Genomic DNA, 20255 nt, shown 5'->3' with positions numbered 1-20255 from the left:
ATGGAGCCCGCTATGTCGGACGCACCCCAATCACCGATTACAGGGATGGGCTTTGCCTTTGCCGCCTTCGCCGTGTTTGCGACACACGATGCGATCATTAAGGCGCTGGGCGTCAACTACTCGGTCTTTCAGATCATCTTTTTCGCGATGCTGTTTGCATTCGTGCCGATGTCGGTGCTGATGCTGGCGGACCGGCAGGTTGATAATTTCAGGCCCCATCACCCATGGCTGATCCTTTTGCGATCGGCCACCGCACTGGTCGCGATGTCGACAGCGTTCTATGCCTTTACCGTACTGTCTTTGGCCGAGGTCTATGCGCTTTTATTTGCGACACCGCTTCTGATCACAGCGATGTCGGCATTCTTGCTTGGCGAACCTGTGCGCGCCCAACGCTGGGCTGCAGTAGTGGTTGGGTTGATCGGTGTTCTCATCGTATTGCGCCCAGGTGTGACGCAAATATCCCTCGGCCACATCTGTGCGCTTGTCGCGGCGTTTTGCTCAAGCCTTGGCTCTGTCATCATGCGAAAAATCGGCGGCGAAGAACGGACCGCTGTCATGATCCTCTACCCGATGCTGTCATCGATCCTTGCGATGGCGATCATACTACCGTTCGTCTATGTGCCCATGGAGATGGTAGAGCTCGGCATGTTCGCGAGCCTAGGCGTTCTGTCCGTAGGCGCGCAGGTGCTCATCATTGGGGCCTACCGCATCGCGCCAGCCGCTGTCGTGGCTCCAATCCAATACAGCCAAATCCTTTGGGCCACCATCTTTGGGCTTCTGTTCTTCAACGAGCTACCTGATATGTGGGTCGGCGTCGGAGCGTCCATTATCATCGCGTCCGGCGTTTTCATCGTGTGGCGCGAAAGCCGCCCATCGGTTTCAGTCCGCAACCCAATTCTGCGCGACCCGAACCCGCGTTACGATGCTGGCCCCAGTCCGAAACCAAAGCACCGTCGTCGCAAGGATGGAAAGTCCACAGCGCCAGAACAAAGCTGAGCAGGCGCTTCCCTTTCATTCGTCCCTTCGCTATCACGCTGAGAACGAAGGAGAGCGCGCATGTCGATGAACAGCTTTGGACATATTTTCCGCGTCACCACATGGGGTGAAAGCCACGGGCCCGCTTTGGGTGCAACGGTTGACGGATGCCCTCCGGGTGTGCCGTTGGAAGCCGAGATGATCCAAGTGTGGCTGGACAAGCGCCGCCCCGGTCAGAACAAAAACATGACTCAACGCAACGAGCCCGATCAGGTTCGTATTCTGTCTGGTGTGTACGAGGGCAAGACCACCGGTACGCCCATTCAGCTGATGATCGAGAACACCGATCAGCGCTCGAAAGACTATGGCGAGATTGAAAAGACGTTCCGCCCCGGTCACGCCGATATCACTTATTGGCAGAAGTATGGGATCCGCGATCCGCGTGGTGGTGGGCGCTCATCTGCCCGCGAAACCGCCGCACGTGTTGCAGCCGGTGGAATTGCCCGTGAGGCATTGAAGGCCCTCGTGCCCGGAATTGAGATTAAGGGTTACATGACCCAGATGGGCGCGCTCCACCTAGATCGAGAGAAGTTTGACTGGGACGCCATTGACCAGAACCCATTTTGGCTGCCGGACAACTCGGCCGTGCAGGAATGGGAAGATTATCTACAAAAGCTGCGCACCAAAGAAAACGACAGCGTTGGTGCCGCGATTGAGGTCGTGGTCCGTGGCGCGCCGGTTGGATTGGGTGCCCCGATCTATGCCAAGCTCGATACAGACCTTGCCGCCGCAATGATGTCGATCAACGCCGTGAAGGGTGTCGAGATCGGTGAAGGTATGGCCGCTGCCGGGCTCAGAGGCACCGAGAACGCCGATGAGATATTCATGGGCAATGACGGCCAACCGGTGTTTTCGTCAAATCATGCCGGTGGCATTCTGGGTGGTATCTCAAGCGGTCAGGACATTGTGGTCCGGTTCGCGGTGAAGCCCACCAGTTCAATCCTGACCCCACGCCAGTCGATCACCAAATCAGGTGAACCGATAGAGGTCGTCACCAAAGGGCGGCACGACCCCTGCGTCGGTATCCGCGCTGTACCGGTGGGCGAAGCCATGGCTGCCTGTGTAATCCTTGATCACGTCATGCTGCACCGCGCACAGATGGGTGAAGGCGTGCGTGGGTCGATTGGTTAGTCAGAGGTTGCGTTAAGCGCCGCTCTTTCTAAACACCCTTCACCATTCTTTTGAGAACATCGTCCTTGTGATGAAAGTGATGCCAAAGCGCTGCGCCGGCGTGGCCAATCAGCAGCCCGGCCAACGCAATGGCGGACCAGTAATGAACTTGTGCAAAAGTCTCGGCCAGTGCCGCGTCTCCGGGCACGAAAGGGTCGTACATCTCGAACCAACCGAAGACTTTGTTTTTCACGCCAAACCGATCTTGAAGCGGTGAGGCTGAAGACATGAGCCAACCAGATAGCGGCATCACGATCATCAGGACATAGAGTCCGAGATGCCCAAGCTTGGCGGCGAGCCTCTCAAGCCCCGACATGTGGTCGGGCAGCGAGGGTGACGGTTTATTCATCAAGCGCCATCCAATCCGTAAGACGGCAAGGACGAACACGACGAAGCCCCAGCTTTTGTGTGTCTGGATCAATCGAAATTGCTCCAAAGCATCACTCACAAAATAGGTCGCATAGGTTCCCAGTCCCAACAAGAACAGGATGATCCCGGCGATGGACCAGTGAAACGCGCGCGTCACAATGCCCCAGCTTTTTGTCGTGTTCGTCAGCTGCATGTTATTCCCAGCCGCCCGCGCGCATCTCGGCAGAGATTTCCAGACGTACTTCGTCAGATGTCACTGGGGCAAACATACCAACACCATAGTCAGAACGTAGCATATCAGCGGTGCCTTCGACGCCCAGCCATTCACCTTGGTAATAATCAAAGAACTCGCCCAACGGATGCGGGCCGTTATGGTTCAGCTTGAATTCCATGGTGATAGGCTTGGTGTTGTCTTTGATCGTCAGATCGCCGACCAGCGTAATCGTGGTATCCGAAGTCTGCGTCACACCAGTTGAGGTGAAGGTGATCTCAGGGAACTTTTCAACATCAAAAAAGTCAGCGCTTTTCAGGTGGTCGTCCAACGGCCCGACACCAGTATCGATGCTTGCTGGATCAACGGTCACAGTGACGCTTGTTGCCGCGATGTCTGCGGGATCAAAGTTCACTTCTCCACCGATGACTTTCCACTGGCCCGACTGCTCGGACAGCCCAGCGTGGTTATAATAGAATCGGATTTCCGTATGCGTGGGGTCAAACTTATACGTTTCCGCGAATGCGTTGGACGAAGCTGTGACAATCAGGCCGACAGCCAGTGCAGATTGAGATAGAAACTGTTTCATTGTGATGTCTCCTTTGACATGCTGTGCAAATATGGGGATTTGCATTTAGATACATGCGCATGTATCTAAATTGGCGAGGCAAGGGAAGGCCTCTGCTATTGCAGTAACGGAAACGTGAGATGGACAAGAAGCCAAATGAGACGACAACCGCGATCTGGGTGCTGCTGAACCGAGCGCACAAACAAGTGACCCAACGCTTTGAAAGCGACCTTCGACGCGCCGGTCTTCCGCCAGCTGGTTGGTATGATATTCTGTGGGGACTTGAGAGATCGCCGAATGGCCTGCGCCAATTCGAACTTGAGAAACAGAGCCTGTTCGATCAGCCGAATCTATCGCGGACACTTAAACGGATGTCCGAGGATGGATTGGTTCAACAGATCAAAGCACCTAGCGATCGCCGCGGGCGTATTTTGACGATCACAGAAGCCGGAAAAGCGATGCGGCTTCGGATGTGGGGCGTGTATGGCGGCCTTATGTTGTCCGAGATCGAAGAGAAAGTCCCGACCAGCCTCGCTTGCGGGCTGATAGAGGGTCTAAAATCACTCGCTCCAGAGATCGAGAACCTGCAGCCGAATGACCCTCAGAACACCACGACTTGCCGCTAGGAGCCTCCCGTGAAAATCGTACGAACTGACAGCGAGTTACAAACACCTCGCCTTGATGCGGCATTGATCTCGGCCGGGCACGATCTAGTGTTGCTGCCTGACGGCGCGTCAGAGGCAACACTTATGCAGGCGTCCCACGATGCCGACTTAATCTTGATGTGCTACACGCCAATCACTCGGCAAGTCATCGAGAACGCGCCAAACTTGAAGGGCATCGTGAAGTACGGCGTCGGAATTGACGCCATCGACATTCCTGCTGCGATTGAGCATGACGTCGCCGTCGTTAACGTCCCCGAATATGCCGAAGAGACCGTGGCAGAAGGCGCATTTGCCCTGATGATCGCGCTGGCGAAGAAGCTTACAGCGCTCGACACGCACATGACCCAACAAGGCTGGGCTTGGCCTGAGCCCACTTGGCTGGGAAATGACATTGCTGGCAAAACCGTGGGTATCATCGGTCTGGGGAAGATCGGGCGTAGTATGGCACGCATGGCTGGACTTGGATTTCGGGCGCGGGTCATCGCCTATAGCCCGCACACCTCTGCCGAGGAAATGGGCGCCATTGGTGTTGAGAAAATTGACGATCTGAATGATCTGATGGCGCAAAGCGATTTCGTGTCGGTCCATTGTGTCTTGAATAACAAGACAAAGGGTCTGATCGGCAAAGACCAGTTGCGTGCGATGAAACCTTCAGCGTTCTTAATCAACGTGTCACGAGGCGCAATCGTCGACGAAGTGGCCCTGCTGCAAGCGATCAGGAAAAAGTGGATAGCAGGGGCAGGGTTGGATGTATTCAGCCAAGAGCCGCTGTCGAAAGATGATCATCCGTTGCGCGAACTCTTCGACTACCCCAACGTTATTCTGTCACCACATCTGACGTTCTACACCCAAGAGGCGATGCAACGGCTCGAAGATGAAACGCTGGATCGGTGTTTGGAAGTGTTGGAGGGACGCGACGTCGTGGTCAAATCCGCTGACCCGCGTCTGCGCGCACAAACAACCGGTGTCAGGTTCATGGATTAGACCCGCTTACCGCGCCAAACCAATGCACACGATACCGCCTCCGACGATTGCGCCGGACAACAGCCTTCGCGTTTTGGGACCCTCGCCGAACCATAGGACGCCGATCATCGCCGCAAATATAACCGAAGTTTCACGTAGGGCAGATACAATGCCCAATGGGGCAAGCGTCTTGGCATAGAGCACCAGCGCATAAGCCGTCCCCGACACTACGCCTCCCATGAATCCGATCATCAGCGACTTTGTGGATTGCGCCCGAAGACGGTCCATTCGGGTCGGAAAAAGATAGAGCACGATCAGTATCTTCGACATGAAAAGCCAGCCGACATATCCTAGTGTCGTTCCAGACATTCGTACGCCGATACCGTCGACTAGCGTGTAGGCCACTACAGTTCCCCCGATTGCGAGGGCCGCAAAAAGTGCGTTACGCGATAGGTCGGTCGAGAACGAGCCCTTTGCCAGCAACATAATTCCGACGGATACCAGAATGATGCCGAGCCATGCTTGGACAGACAATACCTCGCCCACAAACAGAAAGGCGCCCAGTGCAACAAGGACCGGGGCGAACCCGCGCGCCACAGGATAGATAAAGCTTAGATCCCCAAGCCGATAGGCAATATTCAAGAAGTAGAAGTACAGCCAATGGATCATGATCGACGCGATCATATATGGCCAGGCGGCCTTGTCGGGGAATGGGGCAAAGCCGATGAAAACCAAACTGAATGCCACATGACCAAGCGCAATCATGCCAAGCGTGATCACCCGATCCCCCGCCCCTTTGACCAAGGCGTTCCATAGCGCATGTAAGAACGCAGCAGAGAGGACGATCAGAGCGACCGACGCCGTCATGCCGCGTCTTTGACCGCCTCGACTACGATCCCAAGTGCACGGTCCAGATCGCCCTCGGATATAGTGAGCGGCGGAGACAGGGTCAGAACGCAACCTTGACTAATCTTGAAACTCAGACCCGCTTCAAGACAGGCATAATAGATACGTTCAGCAATTGCGTTGCCTGGGGTCTTCAACGCGCGGTCTTCGACAATCTCGACGCCGAACATCAAACCGCGGCCGCGGATATCTCCGACGATCTTGACCCCATCCAGTCGGTCCTGAAGCATCTGCATCGCGCGCAAACCCAACTTGGCAGAACGTTCGACCAACCCTTCTTCTTCGATAATCTGAATGGTGGTCAAGGCGGCGCGGGACGTAACCGGGTTTTTCTCGTGGGTATAGTGCCCGATTGCAAAGTCACCGCAAACATCAAGTTCGCGACGCGCCACACAGGCCGCAATCGGAAGTATACCGCCGCCCAGCGCCTTGCCCATCGTGACGATATCCGGAATGATGTCGTCATGTTCGAACGCGAACATCTTACCAGTCTTGCCCAAACCCGTTGGGATTTCGTCCATGATCAAAAGAGCGCCGTGGCGATTGCAAGCCTCGCGTACGGCTTTCCAGAAACCGGGGGGCGGCACATAGGGAACGGCCCGCATTGGTTCTGCAATAACGGCGGCGACATCGCCTTCGCGTTCCAGAACGAACTCGACCATCTTGGCACAGGCCAAGCCGCAGGTGTCTGGGCTGGCGTGATTATAGGGGCAGCGGTAACACGCAAAGGGCGCGACATGCTCCGTGCCCGATAACAACGGGCCAGCAATGTGGCTTCTGAACGTGGCCTCTCCGCCCACACTGGCTGCCCCTAACCCAGCCCCATGAAAGGAATCCCAGAACGAGATCGTTTTGAACCGCCCCGTCGCGGCACGCGCGATCTTCAGGGCGACTTCGTTGGCGTCAGACCCGCCGGTAGTGAACAAAATTTTGCTCAGGTCGCCGGGGGCAATTTCGGCCAGTTTCTCGGCCAGCTCCACAGCTGGATCATTGGTGAAGCGGCGCGGCGCGAAAGGCAGGTCGTCAAGTTGCGCCTTGATCGCTTCAATTAACTTGGGGTGGCCATAACCGATATGGTGGACCGAGTTGCCATGGAAATCCATGAACCGGCGACCGTCCATATCCTCGATCCAGATGCCGTCAGCCTTGGCAATCGTGCTGACGCAAGGGCTGGACAGGCTTTGGTGCATGAACGCTTTCGCATCGCGTTTCAAAAGTGGGTCCGATTGAGGTCCGATAGATTTTTTCAACCAAGCGCGTCGCGCATCTGACGTGTTTGATTCACCTTCGGTATGTACGATCTTCGTATTCATGGGACCCTCAATTGGAAAAGGTGAGGCACGGAAATCCGCGCCCCACAGTTGGGGAGGTAATCTCGTCTCGCGTTCCTTTAGTTCGGCCAGGGCAGCGAATAGGTCTTCACGTTGGTGAAGAACTTCATCGCTTCGGTCACACCTTCTTTGACGGCGTTACCGCTGTCCTTGATACCACCGAAGGGAGAGGTTTCGATACGGTATCCGGGTTGCTCCCAGATGTTGCAGGTGCCGACATCCAATCCGTTGATATACGAAATCGCGCGGTTCAGATCGTTGGTGCATACACCGGACGACAAACCGAAATCGGTGGAGTTCGAAATCGCCATGACTTCTTCGTCGTTGTCAGGTACGCGCACGATTGGAATGATCGGCCCAAAGGTCTCTTCCATCACCAACTCGCTGTCGTGGGGCACCTTGTCGACCACGATCGGTGGCAACAATGCGCCCTGACGACCTGGATGGTAAAGGATTTCTGCACCCTCTTCCTCGGCCATGAACACACGTTTTTCAAACAGCTCAGCAGCCTGCGAATGGATCACACAACCCAGCTCGGTTTCGGGGTCTTGAGGGTCGCCAAATTTGATCTTCTTGGCTTTCTCCAACACCATTGGAACGAACTTATCAGCGACACTTTCCTGTACCAAAATCCGCTTGATCGCAGTGCAGCGCTGACCCGAGTTGCCAGTGGCGCCTGCAACGGCGATGGTCGCGGCTTTGTCCAGATCGGCGTCATTAAGATCGTTGCAGATAATCAGAGGATCGTTGCCACCCAGCTCCAGCGCCTGCCGCTTATAGGATGCTTTTTCGGCGATCAATTTGCCAACGGGCACACCACCGGTGAACGTGATGATGTCGATGTTTTCATTGGTGATCATCTCTTCGCCAATGTCTTGCGGCAAACCTGTGACGACCTGAAACATCTCTGGTGGAAGTCCAGCTTCGTATAGGATGTCCGCCAAGGCAATGGCGGTTAAAGGCGTCAACTCGGTCGGCTTACACACCATGCAGTTATTAGTCGCAATCGAAGGCGCGATTTTGTGGCTGACCATGTTCAGTGGGTGGTTGAACGGTGTGATTGCCGAAATTGCTTTCACCGGTTCGCGCTTGGTGAAAATCTTGCGCTCTTTTCCGTTGTGCGTCAGATCACACGAGAAAATCTCACCGTCATCATTCATCGATTGGCTTGCAGCGAACTGATAAACGTCCTGCGCGCGCTTAGTCTCGTAGATCGCGTGCTGATGACAAATTCCCAGCTCCAGCGTCAGCCATTTGGCAAGTTCGTCACGACGCTCACCAATCAACTCGCCAGCACGCTGCAAGATTTGCGACCGCTCATAGCGCGAGAGCTTCGATTTGTAGTTCGCCGCGATCTCGAACGCTTTGCGCGCGTGCTCAGCCTTACCTGCCGGCACGGTCCCAATAACTTCATCGGTATATGGGTACTTCACTTCAACGACATCATCGGTGAAGACAATCTCTCCACCGATGCGCATACCTTCGTGACGAATATCGTCTTTGTTCATTGCGTTATCCTTCATATTATAATGCCGCTGCTTCAGTTGCGTAAAAGAACGCGTCGAAGTTGCGTAAGATGGGGCGTTCCGGCAGGGCGAGCACGCGGTTTGCGATAAACGGGACCTCCTGTTCGGTCAGGCCGCCGTGGCTGCGCAATGGTTCGTTCAAAGCCGCCAGATCGTGGCGATGTTCAGATGTGCCGATGCAGATGTTTTCTCCCGACACCAGAACAATGTCACCGATACGATCCGCTGGCAATTCAAAGCGAGCGACCGCCTCGGCTTTGGTCAGCACATCCGTGATGCCATCCGTTTCGCGAAGCTTGGCCATGATGTCACCATGATCCGCACCTTCGGGCAGATAAGCGGTCGCGAACGATCCCAGCGCACCGTGGTGAACCACATAGGGGTCAGTGATTGGCAGGATCAGACGCGCGGCGGCTTCGCCAAGCCATTCATCCAGAAGATCCTGAACATAAACCACCGATGGGGATCCATCTGCATGGTGCTTGGGCTTCATACCGTGGTCAGCCGTCACAATAATCGCAGCCCCCATTGCGTCAAGCTCGGTCAGGTACTTGTCGAACATCTCGTAGAACGCTTTGGCTTCAGCCTGATCAGGCGCGTATTTGTGCTGCACATAATCCGTTGTGGTCAGGTACATCACGTCGGGCTTCCATTCGCGCAGAAGCTTAACGCCAGCCGCGAAAACGAACTCGCTCAGCTCAGCGGAATAGACCTCTGGCTGCGCCATACCGAGCCATTTGCTGGCCTGATCTTGGCCGTGTTCAGCTTGGGTGGACGTGTCCGACTTCTCGGCTGAGAAACACTTGGCGCGATCATCATCAAATTTCAGGCCAGCCCCCAGCAAGGCGCGCAGCTTGTCCTTGGCGGTCACAACGGCCACGCGAGCGCCTGCGTCATAGAACGCTTGGAACACCGTCGGCGCGCGCAAAAAACGCACGTCGTTCATCATTACCTCTTCGCCAGTTTCAGGCTCGTACAGGTAGTTTCCGCAGATGCCGTGAACCACGGGCGGACGACCCGTCGCAATCGACAGGTTGTTGGGGTTGGTGAAGGACGGGATCACGGAATGAGCAAGCCGATCGGTTCCGGTTTCGCGCATCCGCTTCAGAGTCGGCATCAAGCCATCGGCAATTGCCTTATCCAGATATTCTGGCTCGCACCCATCAAGACAGATCGCGATGGCGCAGGTTTTCGGCACCGCGTAGGCGCGCCCGTTTGCAACGACGGGAGATTGAATGGTCATCGAGTAATTCCTCTGTTTCAGGCGGCCAGCTTGGCGCGTTCTTCAAGTGCAATTGCCGGAGGAGCCGCGCTTACAACGCCCATCTCGTCCAGTGTTTCTTTCGCAGCGGCCACAACCAGCCGCATGGTGTTTTCATCCATCTGCCCGATACATCCAACACGGAAACTGTCCACAACAGTCAGTTTGCCGGGATAAATGATGAACCCTTTGTCTTTCATCAGTTCATAGAAGCGGTCGAAGACAAATTTTTCATCCGCCGGACAGAAAAACGTGACGATAATCGGTGAAAGCCAACGATCTTTCAGCAAGGTTTCGAACCCAAGCTCGCGCATCCCGTCAACCATGACATCGCGATTACGGGTGTAGCGCCCACCGCGACCAGTAACGCCGCCCTCGGCCTCGTGCCCGCGCAGTGCCTCAAGGAAGGCGGCGACAACATGGGTGGGGGGCGTAAAGCGCCACTGACCAGATTTGTTCATATGCGCCCACTGCGCGTGAACATCGAGGCTTAGCGAATGGCTATTGCCTTTGGCGGCTTCCAGCTCGGATTTACGGGCAATGATGAACCCAAATCCCGGCACGCCTTCGATACACTTGTTGGCAGACGACACCATCGCTTCATAGCGAATGTCGGCAACCTTTAACTCGACCGCACCGAAGGCTGACATTGAATCGACCAGAAGTTTGCGCCCTGCGGCGTAGGTGACCTCGGAAATCTCCTCAACCGGGTTCAGAATGCCCGAACTGGTTTCGCAATGAATGGCAACGACATGGGTGATCGCTGGATCGTTCGCCAAAATCTCAGCCACCTCATCGCCGCGTGGAGGAAGGTAGTCGCCCTTATCCAGAACAACGTAATCGCGTCCAAGATATTCGAGCGTCTGTGCAGACCGCATTCCATAGGCACCATTCGCCAACACAAGCGCTTTGCCATCGCGGGGAATGAAGGAGGCTAGCATCGCCTCGACCGAGAATGATCCGCTGCCCTGCATTGGCACGCAATCAAAGTCTTCCGATCCACTTCCAAGCAACGCCAGCAAGCGTTCGCGCATATCTTTGGTCATCGCACGAAAGTCATCATCCCAGCTGCCCCAGTCGCGCAACATCGCCTCTTTCACGGCGTAGGATGTGGTCAGCGGACCAGGTGTTAAAAGATAAGGTTCGCCTAAGCGCGGTGGTTTAATCTGGGTGTCAGGAGCGGTCATTTTCAGTCTCCGAAAAAGGCAACTTACGAACACCATTGCAGGAAGTTTATCTATATGTGAAATTGCAATTAACAATCAAAGCATAGGTTTTACTTATGCTGCAATATAGCGAGAAATCGATGCGCCACAGTCAGTTGAAAGCCTTCCATCATGTCGCCCTTCTGGGCGGGTTTTCCCGGGCCGCAGAAGCGCTTTTTCTGACCCAGCCCGCGATATCTGAGCAGGTAAAAAAGCTTGAGCAAGATCACGACACGCTGTTGTTTCACCGCGAACGCAAGCGTGTGCGTCTGACCGAAGAAGGCGAACAGCTCTTCCTATTGACAAAGCAATATTTTGAGATCGAGCAACAGATCGAAGAATACATGTCTTCAACCAGTGCTGCGGTTGATGGCGAACTGCGCATCGTCGCAGACTCCGCCCACCACATCACCTTTTTCCTAGGAAACTTCCGCAAACGATACCCCGACATCTCGGTCACTCTGCATACGGGCAACACCGAGGACATCTTGGAAGAACTTCGAGCCTATAATGCCGAGATTGGCATCGTCGGCAGCCTGTCACCCGGCGGCGATATGGAGGCCCTTAACCTTGGGTCCACCAAGATCACAGCGTTCGCAGCGCGAGGGTCATCGTTGGCGAAGAAATCTCGGCTGACGTTGAAAGAGCTATCGGAACTGCCGCTAATTTTCCGCGAACAGGGTTCGAAAACGCGCCAAAAACTCGAAGAAGAGGCAAAGAAACAGGGCCTAACACTGAAGCCCGCGATTGTCGCTGAGGGACGCGAAGCCGTGCGCGAAGTTGTCGCCTCGGGTGCTGGGATCGGGTTCGTTTCACAGGCGGAATACGGTCACGATGATCGGTTGAGCCAAATCCAGCTGGCCGACGCTGATATCGAGATGAGCGAGACGCTGGTACATCTAGGCCAGCGCCGCGATGTAAAGGTCATCCGCGCGTTCATGGATTTTGCAAGAACCGCCCAGAATGGAAAAGACAGCGCAGGCGGTTAAGCCAGCGCTGTCCGAAATCAAGTTTACAGAATTAACGGGTCCGCCATGCTTGGGTACGTTTCAGAACCCCTTTTGACACGATCAAGTGGATGATCCGCGCGGCGGCATTGGTATAGAAAATCATCATCCCCATCGCCGCAGCCGGCGCGATATCCCCTGCATCATCCATGTTCAACACCGCAATCGACGCCAGTGACGTTTTGGGTGAATACAGGAAAACCACTGCCGAAACTGTCGTCATGGCATTCACGAACAGGTAGATCGAGATATCGAGGACAGATGGCAAGCACACTGGTACGGTCACGCGGCTGAACAGCTTCAGCGTCGGCTGCTTCAGGGACGCTGAAACGCTTTCAAACTCGCGATCCATCTGCTTCAACGCCGTGACCGCTGTCAGGTGCGACACGGTGTAAAAGTGTGTCACCGAACAAATCACCAAGATTGCCATCGTTCCGTAAATCGCATTAAGCGGGTTTGATGGGTTGTTGAAGAAGAAGATATACGCCAAGCCCAGCACCATTCCGGGAATGGCCATCGGCAGCATCGCGAACATCTGGAACAACGCGCGTCCGGTTTTGAAGCCGTTTGTCTTCTCGACCAGGTAGGCGCCGAAGAACACAATTGCTGTGCCAAACACGGCGGTCAAAAGGCCAAGCTTGATCGAGTTGAAGTATGACGCCCAACCGCCACCATCCATCCTATCAAACTGATAGTTGTTTAGACTTAGGCTCAGGTCGTAAGGCCAGAATTTGATCAGCGCAGCGTATTGGCAGATTCCAAGAATACCGACGATGAACAGGCCGATGAAAGCACAATAGATAAGCGACAACCTGTCGGTGCGTCTGTTGGGCTGCGGTTGATATGGTACCGAACGCGCCGACAAAAGCGCCACTTGCTTGGATTGAACCAGACGATCAATCCCGAAAGCAAAGATTGCCGGGATCACAAGCACGACGGACACAACTGCACCCATTTCAAAGTTTTGCTGACCGATCACCTGTTTATAGATGTCCACAGCAAGCACGTTGAACTGGCCACCAATCACCTTCGGCAAACCAAAATCCGTTATCACTAGATTGAACACCACGAAAGCCGCCGAGATCAGGCCGTATCGCGCGCCCGGAATAGTGACAGTCCAGAATGTGCGCCATGGCGTAGACCGCAAACTGGCCGCAGCCTCGTATAGTCGCGCATCCGAGATCGCCAGCGCTGTGGATATGATCATGAAGGCGTGTGGAAAAGTGAAGAAAACCGAACCGATGACGATGCCTATCGGGCCATAGATACTCGCGCCGAACAAGAGCTCCTTCATCATCCCCTGATTGCCAAACAGATAGACAAGAGCAATGCCCGGCAACAGTGATGGTACAAGGATCGGCGCCATCGCGATCAAGCGGAATACACCTTTGTAACGCATACAACTGCGGTTCAGCGCGTACGCAAACCAGAAGGCCAGCGTGACAGTGACAATCGTACTGACGACCGAAATCCAGAGCGAGTTCTTGATCGAGTTAAACAGTGCTGGCGTCGAGAAGTAGTTGATAAAGTTATCAAAACCTGTCGACTTCATGGGCCGTAGCTGGACACGTCGGAACGAGTTGGAATCCAACGTTACCCAGTCAGTACTATCTTGCAACGTCGAGCCAACAAGGAACCGACCCTGATCACTGGTGTTGCGAACCTGGTACATCACCGGGCTTCGGAAACTGAAATCCGGGAAGAACCCAGTCACGGCCTGGCGGCCGTCTGCGCCCGTACTTAAATCAACGTCTTCAATGGCACTTGTTTGCTGATTCAGGTCCGCTCCAGAAAGGATCGTGCCGTCGAAGACACCATTCTCATCACTGACTTGAAATTCGTACTGAGACAGCTCAAAGCGATAGGTCGAAAATGACTTCGACAGCATCGCGTAGAGTGGTAGGGCAAGCGTGATGACCAGATAAAGCGCGATCACCATCATACTGCCGCGCATCATTATGTCATCGCGGCTAAGCTTGCCTTTCACTGCCGGGCCAGCCGGAAGTTGGGAGGTATCTGTGATATCAGACATCAGTTCGCCTCCGGTCGATCAAAGGCCATAAGGCGATCTGTGGGAAGTTCGATAACCATTTTTCGGCCTTCTCCAAGACCAAGGCGGCGCACCGCGTTGATCGAGAAGTCGGCAATCAGTTCAGATGATCCAAAGCGTTCGTTGCGCAGGCGGCATCGCCAGAACGACCCGAGGAATTCCATCTCGTGTAGCAAAACATCGATACAATTGCGATTTTCTTCGTCTGATGTGTATCCGTCTTCGTGCGGAATAATATCTTCCGGCCGGATCGCGGCAACGACGGGCGCTCCATCGTTAAAATTGTGATCGTGACAAGCAAAGGTCTTTTCACCGACCGAAAGACGTCCACCTTTCGCAACCATGGATTCAATCTGGTTCATCTCACCGATGAAGTCGGCGACGAACAGGTTTGAAGGCTCGCGGTAGATCTCGGTTGGCGATCCGACCTGTTCGATCACGCCATGGTTCATGACCACGATCCGGTCGGCCATCGCCAAAGCTTCTTCCTGGTCGTGCGTCACCATAACTGTGGTCACGCCAAGTTTACGCTGCAGTTCTTTGATCTCATGGCGCAGGTGTACCCGGACTTTCGCATCAAGCGCTGAAAGTGGCTCATCCAGCAAAAGCAAGCCAGGGTTGGTTGCAATTGCACGTGCCAAGGCGATCCGTTGCTGTTGCCCGCCGGATAGTTGGGCTGGGTATTTTTGTCCCTGATCAGGAAGGCCGACCAGTTCCAACAACTCACTCACGCGGACCGCAATGTCAGACTTGCTGCGCCCGGTGTTTTCAAGCCCGAACGCAATGTTTTTCTCAATTGTCAGGTTTGGGAACAGCGCATAGGACTGAAACACGATACCAAAATCGCGCTCAGATGGCGGCAGATTTGAGACGTCCTTGCCGTCTTGCATCACCGTTCCCTTGGTTTGCAAATCTAGCCCAGCAATTGCTCGCAGAAGCGTGGTCTTGCCGCAACCGGAGGGGCCCAGGAAGCAAACGAACTCGCCATTTCTGATATCAAGCGAGATATCCTTCAGCGCCAGAAATGTCCCGAAGGCTTTCCAGAGGTTGTCTATGCTCAGATACGTTTCGCCAGAAGCACTATCTTGTGTCACGGGGTTGGTCCTTACATCATCGCTTTAAGCCCACAGCAAAGCCGTCCGGATTTTGCCGGGCTCGTTTTCTTGGTCTTTGGGAGAGCACAAGTCTGGAGCGGGAGGCACATCATGCCTCCCGCACGCATGGCTTAGTTCTTAGGTTCAGACTTACCGTCGTAGCGGCTCTGCCATTCCTTAAGGATCGCAGCCCGGTTGTTTGCTGCAAATTCGAAATCATTGTCGATCATTGCATCCAACAGGCCTTCTGGGAAGTACTCTACCGGCTTGGCGACACCCGGGTAGGCAACAACGGCGTAACCCGAATTGTACATCTCGTTGGCTTCCTTTGTGACGGTGAAATCAACCAGTGTCTCGGCAGCTTCCTGATGAGCTGTGCCCGCTACAATCGCGGTTGCTTCCATATCCCAGCCAACACCTTCGGATGGTACGATGATCTCAAGCGGCGCACCGGCAGCTTTGGATTTCGCGCCCCGGAACGCAAACGAGATGCCGATCGGGATTTCGCCCGCTGCAGCCAACTTGCATGGCTTTGAACCAGAGTGGGTATAACGCGCGATGTTCTCATGCAGCCCGTCCATATACTCCCACCCGCCTTCTTCACCGAACATCTGAAGCCAGCTGGAAACATCAAGGAAGCCAGTACCCGACGAGTTCGGGTTCGGCATGATGATCTGACCTTTGTACATCGGATCAGTTAGATCTTTCCAGGATGTGGGCGGGGTCAGGCCAGCCTTCTCAGCTTCAACTGTGTTGTAACATACCGACGCAACCCAAGCGTCCATCCCGACCCAAGCAGGCGGGTTATCACCATCGACGAACTTCGGATCAAGTTTATCCACACCCGCGGGCGCATATGGTTCAAGCATGCCCTCGGATTTCAGCAGCAAAAGCGACGTCGCGGCAAGGCCCCAGACCACATCTGCCTGCGGGTTATCGCGCTCGGCAAGCAGCTTAGCTGTGATAATGCCCGTCGAGTCGCGGACCCAGTTGATTTTGATATCCGGGTGGCTTTCGTTGAATTTCTCGGCATAACGCGCCAGATCTTCGGCCTCGACGGCCGTGTAGACTGTCAACTCGGTCTCCGCGATGGCGGTGGTCGCAAAAGCAACCCCGGCTAGAAATGACGTCAGTCGTTTCGCTGTGTGTTTCATATTCTTCTCCTCTGTTGATCTGTATTTATGTGACGTGCGTGATCAGCTACAGCGCCATTCTTTTTAGTAGTGTGGCAGGTTCTAGCGACAAGAAAAATCGATTATACCTACCGTATGATTGGCTCACCTTATACATCGGCTTACCCATGACTAGCTGCGGTTTGCGCCAAGCGACAAACGTCAACGTCGCGCTCTTCCCACAACTGGATCAACGTTTTATGACAACATAACGCAGAACTTGAGGGCCGGTTTTCCGATGCCGTCATTCCAAAAATATGTTTCTACGTCAGTTACGAACCTCCTCTGGATCAAGATCCTCGATCAGCCGCGTCTCAAGCAATTGTCCATTACGATACAAAATTGGATAGGCGATGGCGGCGATATGGTTGTTGATATCTCTAAGCGCGCGCAGCGTTTCCAAGTGGATATCGCTGGTCTCAAAACTCTCAACGCGTCCCTTCTGTAGCCTCATCAGATGATACTTTCGGCTTTTTCGTTCAGCACGTTTGAACTCGGCTTTCTCGACGACCAATAAACGGGCGCTCTCCAGATCGTCGGAAATCAGCACGTTGCTGGCCAGTTGGAAATTAGCGCAAATGGTTTCGTACATGCGCAGCAATTCGGTCCACCCCTCGTCCGAGAATTGCAAATGACCGTCGAGCTTTTCTTGGGCAACGGCCGTCAGTTTCTTCGCGATCACGTCGCCCGCAGCTTCTAATCGGATCGCGTATTCCATAAGCCCACGCACCATCTTTGAATCGGTCTTTTTGTAGTGCTCTTGCGGCATGCTGGCGACATAGGAACGTATTCCCGAAAGTGCCTCGTTGACGCGAACATCATGGCTACGCGTAGCACGTAACAACGTGTTGTCCTCAGCCTGATAAAGCCCAGGCACTGTATTGAACATCTGCTCAACCAAGCCGATCATACGTAACAATTCTCGCTTCAGGCTTGCAATTGCCTGTGTCGGAACCTCAATCGCCGCAGTGTCCAAAGCGCTGGAGCTTGGCTCGATTTCAACACCCGATCTTTTGCCAACAGCTGGAAACAGCGCCGAAACAGGTGACGCCAGAAGGCCGCAAAATGGGAGGGTCAGCAACAGAAGCGATAGATTAAAACCAATATGGGCATAGATCAGAGATTGCGCCGGGCTGACCAACAGCAAAAGCTCTGGTTGCACAAGCAAGTTGATGGCCAACAAGACAATTATGGCCCAGCTGCCTCGCAGCAGCAAATTGGCGAATGGCACATGCCTCGCACCGACTGGCAGCCCTCGGGTCAACCAGATTGGAATAAAGGCGCTGCCCAGATTTGCACCCAACAACAAGGACAGTGCTGCAGCAAACGGAATTGCGTCAATCTGTACCAATGTCACGCACATCAAAATTGCCGCAACACTGGAATGCATCACAAAGGCCAACGCAGCACCAACGATGAATGCGGTAATGAAATCCCGTGCCAGATAGCCAGCGACAGCAGGCAAGAATGAGCTGTCTCGAATGGGTGAAACGGCCTCCCGCAGAAATTGAAGCGAGATCAGAATGAATGCCACACCCATAAGGATCCGCCCCAGTTGGCGACCCTTTTTGTTCTCAACCTTCACAAACAGCCAGCCACCGACAGCCAGCAGCATTGGCACCAACCAATCCATCTTGAAAGACAAGATCTGAATGATCAAAGCAGAGCCAAGATCCCCACCCAGAACAATCGCCAGACCCGCCGGGAATGCCAAATAACCACTGGCAGAGAAACCTGCGACCAGCAGCGCTACAGCCGCAGAGCTTTGAAGCACAACGGCCAACATAACGCCGGTTGCGCTTGCCCCGATCAAACTATGACTGTCCGTCAGCCAGCGCTGGAAAGACGCACCGAAGCTGCGTTCAATACCAGTGCGAACCATGCGCACGGCGAACAGTAATAGCATAGTCGCACCAGCGAGACTGATGATGAAGCTAAGAATGGCCATGTTAGACGCTCACAATCTGTAGCAATTGCGCATGAAGCTCTGGCGTCGCGGCTGTTATCACGGGTGTCGGTCCGGTGTTGAGAGTCAGCGCCTGCCCGGCCCAATCCGAAATCACGCCACCCGCAGACTGGATAATCGGGACCAGAGGCAGATAGTCATAGGGCTGCAGATCGAAGTCGATAACAGCATCAACATGCCCCATTGCGACCAGCGCATGCGGATAACAATCATACCCAAAACGGCGCGTTTGACCGGAAGTCATCAAGGTTGCAAACACTTCAGGGTGAGATCCAAACATCTTTTCGCCCTCGTTGACGTATAAAACCGCTTGATCAAGCGATGTTGTCGAAGACACACGTACCGTCTCACCATTCAACGTGGTTCTTGCATCATTGGCGATGATCGTTTCGTCCAGCGCTGGCATTCCAATAACGCCAAGCGTTGGCCTTCCATTGTGCAATCTGGCCAGAAGGAAACCAAACAAAGGATGCCCGGAAAGAAATGACCGGGTGCCATCGATGGGATCGATGCTCCACACATACTCCTCTTCAAGACCAGAGCGGCCAAATTCCTCACCAAGTATGCCGTCCTTGGGAAACTCGAGCTCAAGATAAGCCCTCACCTCCTGCTCAATTGCCTTATCCGCTTGCGTCACGGGGCTCTCATCAGACTTCAGCTCGATGTCCAGTAGATTCCTGAAGAACCCTCGTGCAGATTTCGCAACGATCTGAGCAATTCGTTTGGCGTGTTGCTCGGCAGATTGAGTATCCACTAGCATTCTCGAACCTCTTCCTTGGCTGATGCCAGTGTTATTCCCCAAATGTCGAGCTGCGACAGCAGCGCGCCCGGTGGGGGGCGATCCACCACCAGACGATCAACGCTCTCCGGTGCAAATCCAGCATGTGGCGCTTTAGCGGCGTATTTCTGATGCGTGATAGCGGCAATCGTCATATCGGAATTTTCGATTGCGACTGATGCCAGCTCGGCCTCTTTGCGGTTGAAGTAGAGAAAACCGTGCCGAGGATGAAGCGCATCAGCGCTAATCACCGAGCAGTCATAACAGAACGAACGGGCCTGCTGTTCTGCAACATGTCCAAACGCTCCCAGTTCAACGGCCTGCATTTCACCGCCAAGCAGATGAACACTGTTTCCGTTGTGTCCAACCAGTGTTTGCCCAACCTGAACCGAATTCGTCACGACGCACAGGTTTTCTCGGGCACGCAATTCTTCCGCAATGAACGCGGTTGTACTTCCAACATCCAGAAAAAGAGTCATACCGTCCACGATATCAAGAACAAGTTTCTGGGCCACCAGACGTTTTTCCTGGGTGAACTGCTCGATGCGTTTTGAATAACTTGGGGCGGTTTGTTCCCCAACAAGATATGCGCCACCGCGCACTCTGGCGATTGCGCCCGATTTCGATAATGCTTTGACAGTTCGTCGAACGGTCTCTTCAGAGACATTCAGGCTGGTTGCAAGATCAGAATTTTTCGCAAACCCGCCGCATCGGCGAATGGCGTCAAGCAGCTCAAGCTCACGATAGGATTGCTTTTTTTCTTTATCCATCTCTGTGCCACGCCCGCGTTCGGCCGCAAATACCTCAACTTCCCACATTTTTGTGGATATTTGACCGAATGCGGTCAAATATCAAGAACTTTCCACACCCAGACAGCAAAAGTTAGTTCGAGAAGTTGTTGGACAGACAGTATTGTTGCTGGGTGTTTCACCGCCTTAAGTCACAAAAACTCTGTGAGGCCGTCGCACTAAACCTTTA

The 20255-nt window shown here is 54.2% G+C and carries 18 protein-coding genes; 5 read left to right on the top strand and 13 right to left on the bottom strand.

The genetic code is table 11. The features are described from left to right. Nucleotides 1-12: 12 nt before the first annotated feature. Both V6N04_RS14560 and aroC read left to right on the top strand, forming a co-directional pair. Nucleotides 13-996 carry a DMT family transporter gene (locus V6N04_RS14560; protein ID WP_371170923.1) on the top strand — a complete coding sequence of 328 codons (984 nt, stop codon included), beginning with the start codon at nt 13-15 and terminating at the stop codon, nt 994-996. 60 nt (nt 997-1056) lie between these two features. After that, nucleotides 1057-2166 (top strand): chorismate synthase, encoded by a 1110-nt coding sequence (aroC, locus tag V6N04_RS14555; protein WP_371170922.1) that lies wholly within the window; start codon nt 1057-1059, stop codon nt 2164-2166. Between the two features lie 28 nt (nt 2167-2194). Here aroC and V6N04_RS14550 read toward each other — a convergent pair whose 3' ends face one another. Continuing rightward, on the bottom strand, nt 2195-2767 hold the full coding sequence (locus tag V6N04_RS14550) for a cytochrome b (protein ID WP_371170921.1): 573 nt from the start codon (nt 2765-2767) through the stop codon (nt 2195-2197). A gap of 1 nt (nt 2768) precedes the next feature. Then, nucleotides 2769-3374 carry a YceI family protein gene (locus V6N04_RS14545; protein WP_371170920.1) on the bottom strand — a complete coding sequence of 202 codons (606 nt, stop codon included), beginning with the start codon at nt 3372-3374 and terminating at the stop codon, nt 2769-2771. 119 nt (nt 3375-3493) lie between these two features. Between V6N04_RS14545 and V6N04_RS14540 the strand changes: the two genes are divergently transcribed. Beyond that, entirely contained in the window at nt 3494-3979 is a 486-nt protein-coding gene (locus tag V6N04_RS14540; RefSeq protein WP_371170919.1) for a MarR family winged helix-turn-helix transcriptional regulator, read from the top strand. A gap of 9 nt (nt 3980-3988) precedes the next feature. Continuing rightward, nucleotides 3989-5002, top strand: a complete 1014-nt coding sequence (locus tag V6N04_RS14535) for a 2-hydroxyacid dehydrogenase (RefSeq protein ID WP_371170918.1) — start codon at nt 3989-3991, stop codon at nt 5000-5002. 6 nt (nt 5003-5008) lie between these two features. On the opposite strand, the gene V6N04_RS14530 is transcribed toward V6N04_RS14535, so the two are convergent. The 5 genes from V6N04_RS14530 to V6N04_RS14510 all read right to left on the bottom strand — a co-directional run bounded on the left by V6N04_RS14530 (nt 5009) and on the right by V6N04_RS14510 (nt 11192). Beyond that, on the bottom strand, nt 5009-5848 hold the full coding sequence (locus V6N04_RS14530) for an EamA family transporter (protein ID WP_371170917.1): 840 nt from the start codon (nt 5846-5848) through the stop codon (nt 5009-5011). After that, entirely contained in the window at nt 5845-7200 is a 1356-nt protein-coding gene (pbfA, locus tag V6N04_RS14525) for a (R)-1-hydroxy-2-aminoethylphosphonate ammonia-lyase (protein WP_371170916.1), read from the bottom strand. Before pbfA ends, V6N04_RS14530 begins: the two co-directional genes overlap by 4 nt. 77 nt (nt 7201-7277) lie before the next feature. Continuing rightward, entirely contained in the window at nt 7278-8726 is a 1449-nt protein-coding gene (gene phnY / locus V6N04_RS14520) for a phosphonoacetaldehyde dehydrogenase (protein ID WP_371170915.1), read from the bottom strand. Nucleotides 8727-8742: 16 nt separating this feature from the next. After that, nucleotides 8743-9987, bottom strand: coding sequence for a phosphonoacetate hydrolase (gene phnA / locus V6N04_RS14515; RefSeq protein ID WP_371170914.1), 1245 nt, complete (start codon nt 9985-9987; stop codon nt 8743-8745). 17 nt (nt 9988-10004) lie between these two features. After that, nucleotides 10005-11192: a 2-aminoethylphosphonate--pyruvate transaminase gene (locus V6N04_RS14510; protein ID WP_371170913.1), complete on the bottom strand. Its 1188-nt coding sequence runs from the start codon at nt 11190-11192 to the stop codon at nt 10005-10007. A gap of 95 nt (nt 11193-11287) precedes the next feature. Here V6N04_RS14510 and V6N04_RS14505 point away from each other — a divergent pair, with 95 nt between their 5' ends. Beyond that, on the top strand, nt 11288-12199 hold the full coding sequence (locus V6N04_RS14505) for a LysR substrate-binding domain-containing protein (protein ID WP_371170912.1): 912 nt from the start codon (nt 11288-11290) through the stop codon (nt 12197-12199). 31 nt (nt 12200-12230) lie between these two features. Here V6N04_RS14505 and V6N04_RS14500 read toward each other — a convergent pair whose 3' ends face one another. The 6 genes from V6N04_RS14500 to V6N04_RS14475 all read right to left on the bottom strand — a co-directional run bounded on the left by V6N04_RS14500 (nt 12231) and on the right by V6N04_RS14475 (nt 20047). Further along, entirely contained in the window at nt 12231-14249 is a 2019-nt protein-coding gene (locus tag V6N04_RS14500; protein WP_371170911.1) for a putative 2-aminoethylphosphonate ABC transporter permease subunit, read from the bottom strand. Continuing rightward, entirely contained in the window at nt 14249-15361 is a 1113-nt protein-coding gene (locus V6N04_RS14495) for a putative 2-aminoethylphosphonate ABC transporter ATP-binding protein (RefSeq protein WP_371170910.1), read from the bottom strand. The genes V6N04_RS14500 and V6N04_RS14495 overlap by 1 nt, the downstream gene beginning before the upstream one ends. Nucleotides 15362-15492: 131 nt before the next feature. Beyond that, nucleotides 15493-16515, bottom strand: a complete 1023-nt coding sequence (locus tag V6N04_RS14490; protein WP_371170909.1) for a putative 2-aminoethylphosphonate ABC transporter substrate-binding protein — start codon at nt 16513-16515, stop codon at nt 15493-15495. 286 nt (nt 16516-16801) lie between these two features. After that, on the bottom strand, nt 16802-18481 hold the full coding sequence (locus V6N04_RS14485) for a Na/Pi cotransporter family protein (protein WP_371170908.1): 1680 nt from the start codon (nt 18479-18481) through the stop codon (nt 16802-16804). A 1-nt stretch (nt 18482) separates the two neighbouring features. After that, nucleotides 18483-19259, bottom strand: a complete 777-nt coding sequence (locus tag V6N04_RS14480) for an inositol monophosphatase family protein (protein WP_371170907.1) — start codon at nt 19257-19259, stop codon at nt 18483-18485. Beyond that, a complete protein-coding gene (locus V6N04_RS14475) occupies nt 19253-20047 on the bottom strand; it encodes a DeoR/GlpR family DNA-binding transcription regulator (RefSeq protein ID WP_371170906.1) in 795 nt (264 codons plus the stop codon). The genes V6N04_RS14480 and V6N04_RS14475 overlap by 7 nt, the downstream gene beginning before the upstream one ends. Nucleotides 20048-20255 lie beyond the last annotated feature (208 nt).

Source organism: Aliiroseovarius conchicola (genome assembly GCF_041403445.1).
In the GTDB taxonomy this organism is placed as follows: domain Bacteria; phylum Pseudomonadota; class Alphaproteobacteria; order Rhodobacterales; family Rhodobacteraceae; genus Aliiroseovarius; species Aliiroseovarius conchicola.
Note: the sequence above shows the minus strand (reverse complement) of the source record. Positions and strands in the feature narration are given on the sequence as shown.

Coding starts and splice junctions, on each gene's coding strand:
- aroC (WP_371170922.1), top strand. CDS start 1,057: ATGTCGATGAACAGCTTTGGACATATTTTCCGCGTCACCACATGGGGT.
- V6N04_RS14530 (WP_371170917.1), bottom strand. CDS start 5,848: ATGACGGCGTCGGTCGCTCTGATCGTCCTCTCTGCTGCGTTCTTACAT.
- pbfA (WP_371170916.1), bottom strand. CDS start 7,200: ATGAATACGAAGATCGTACATACCGAAGGTGAATCAAACACGTCAGAT.
- V6N04_RS14540 (WP_371170919.1), top strand. CDS start 3,494: ATGGACAAGAAGCCAAATGAGACGACAACCGCGATCTGGGTGCTGCTG.
- phnY (WP_371170915.1), bottom strand. CDS start 8,726: ATGAACAAAGACGATATTCGTCACGAAGGTATGCGCATCGGTGGAGAG.
- V6N04_RS14500 (WP_371170911.1), bottom strand. CDS start 14,249: ATGTCTGATATCACAGATACCTCCCAACTTCCGGCTGGCCCGGCAGTG.
- V6N04_RS14485 (WP_371170908.1), bottom strand. CDS start 18,481: ATGGCCATTCTTAGCTTCATCATCAGTCTCGCTGGTGCGACTATGCTA.
- V6N04_RS14480 (WP_371170907.1), bottom strand. CDS start 19,259: ATGCTAGTGGATACTCAATCTGCCGAGCAACACGCCAAACGAATTGCT.
- V6N04_RS14490 (WP_371170909.1), bottom strand. CDS start 16,515: ATGAAACACACAGCGAAACGACTGACGTCATTTCTAGCCGGGGTTGCT.
- V6N04_RS14545 (WP_371170920.1), bottom strand. CDS start 3,374: ATGAAACAGTTTCTATCTCAATCTGCACTGGCTGTCGGCCTGATTGTC.
- V6N04_RS14475 (WP_371170906.1), bottom strand. CDS start 20,047: ATGGATAAAGAAAAAAAGCAATCCTATCGTGAGCTTGAGCTGCTTGAC.
- V6N04_RS14505 (WP_371170912.1), top strand. CDS start 11,288: ATGCTGCAATATAGCGAGAAATCGATGCGCCACAGTCAGTTGAAAGCC.
- phnA (WP_371170914.1), bottom strand. CDS start 9,987: ATGACCATTCAATCTCCCGTCGTTGCAAACGGGCGCGCCTACGCGGTG.
- V6N04_RS14550 (WP_371170921.1), bottom strand. CDS start 2,767: ATGCAGCTGACGAACACGACAAAAAGCTGGGGCATTGTGACGCGCGCG.
- V6N04_RS14560 (WP_371170923.1), top strand. CDS start 13: ATGTCGGACGCACCCCAATCACCGATTACAGGGATGGGCTTTGCCTTT.
- V6N04_RS14510 (WP_371170913.1), bottom strand. CDS start 11,192: ATGACCGCTCCTGACACCCAGATTAAACCACCGCGCTTAGGCGAACCT.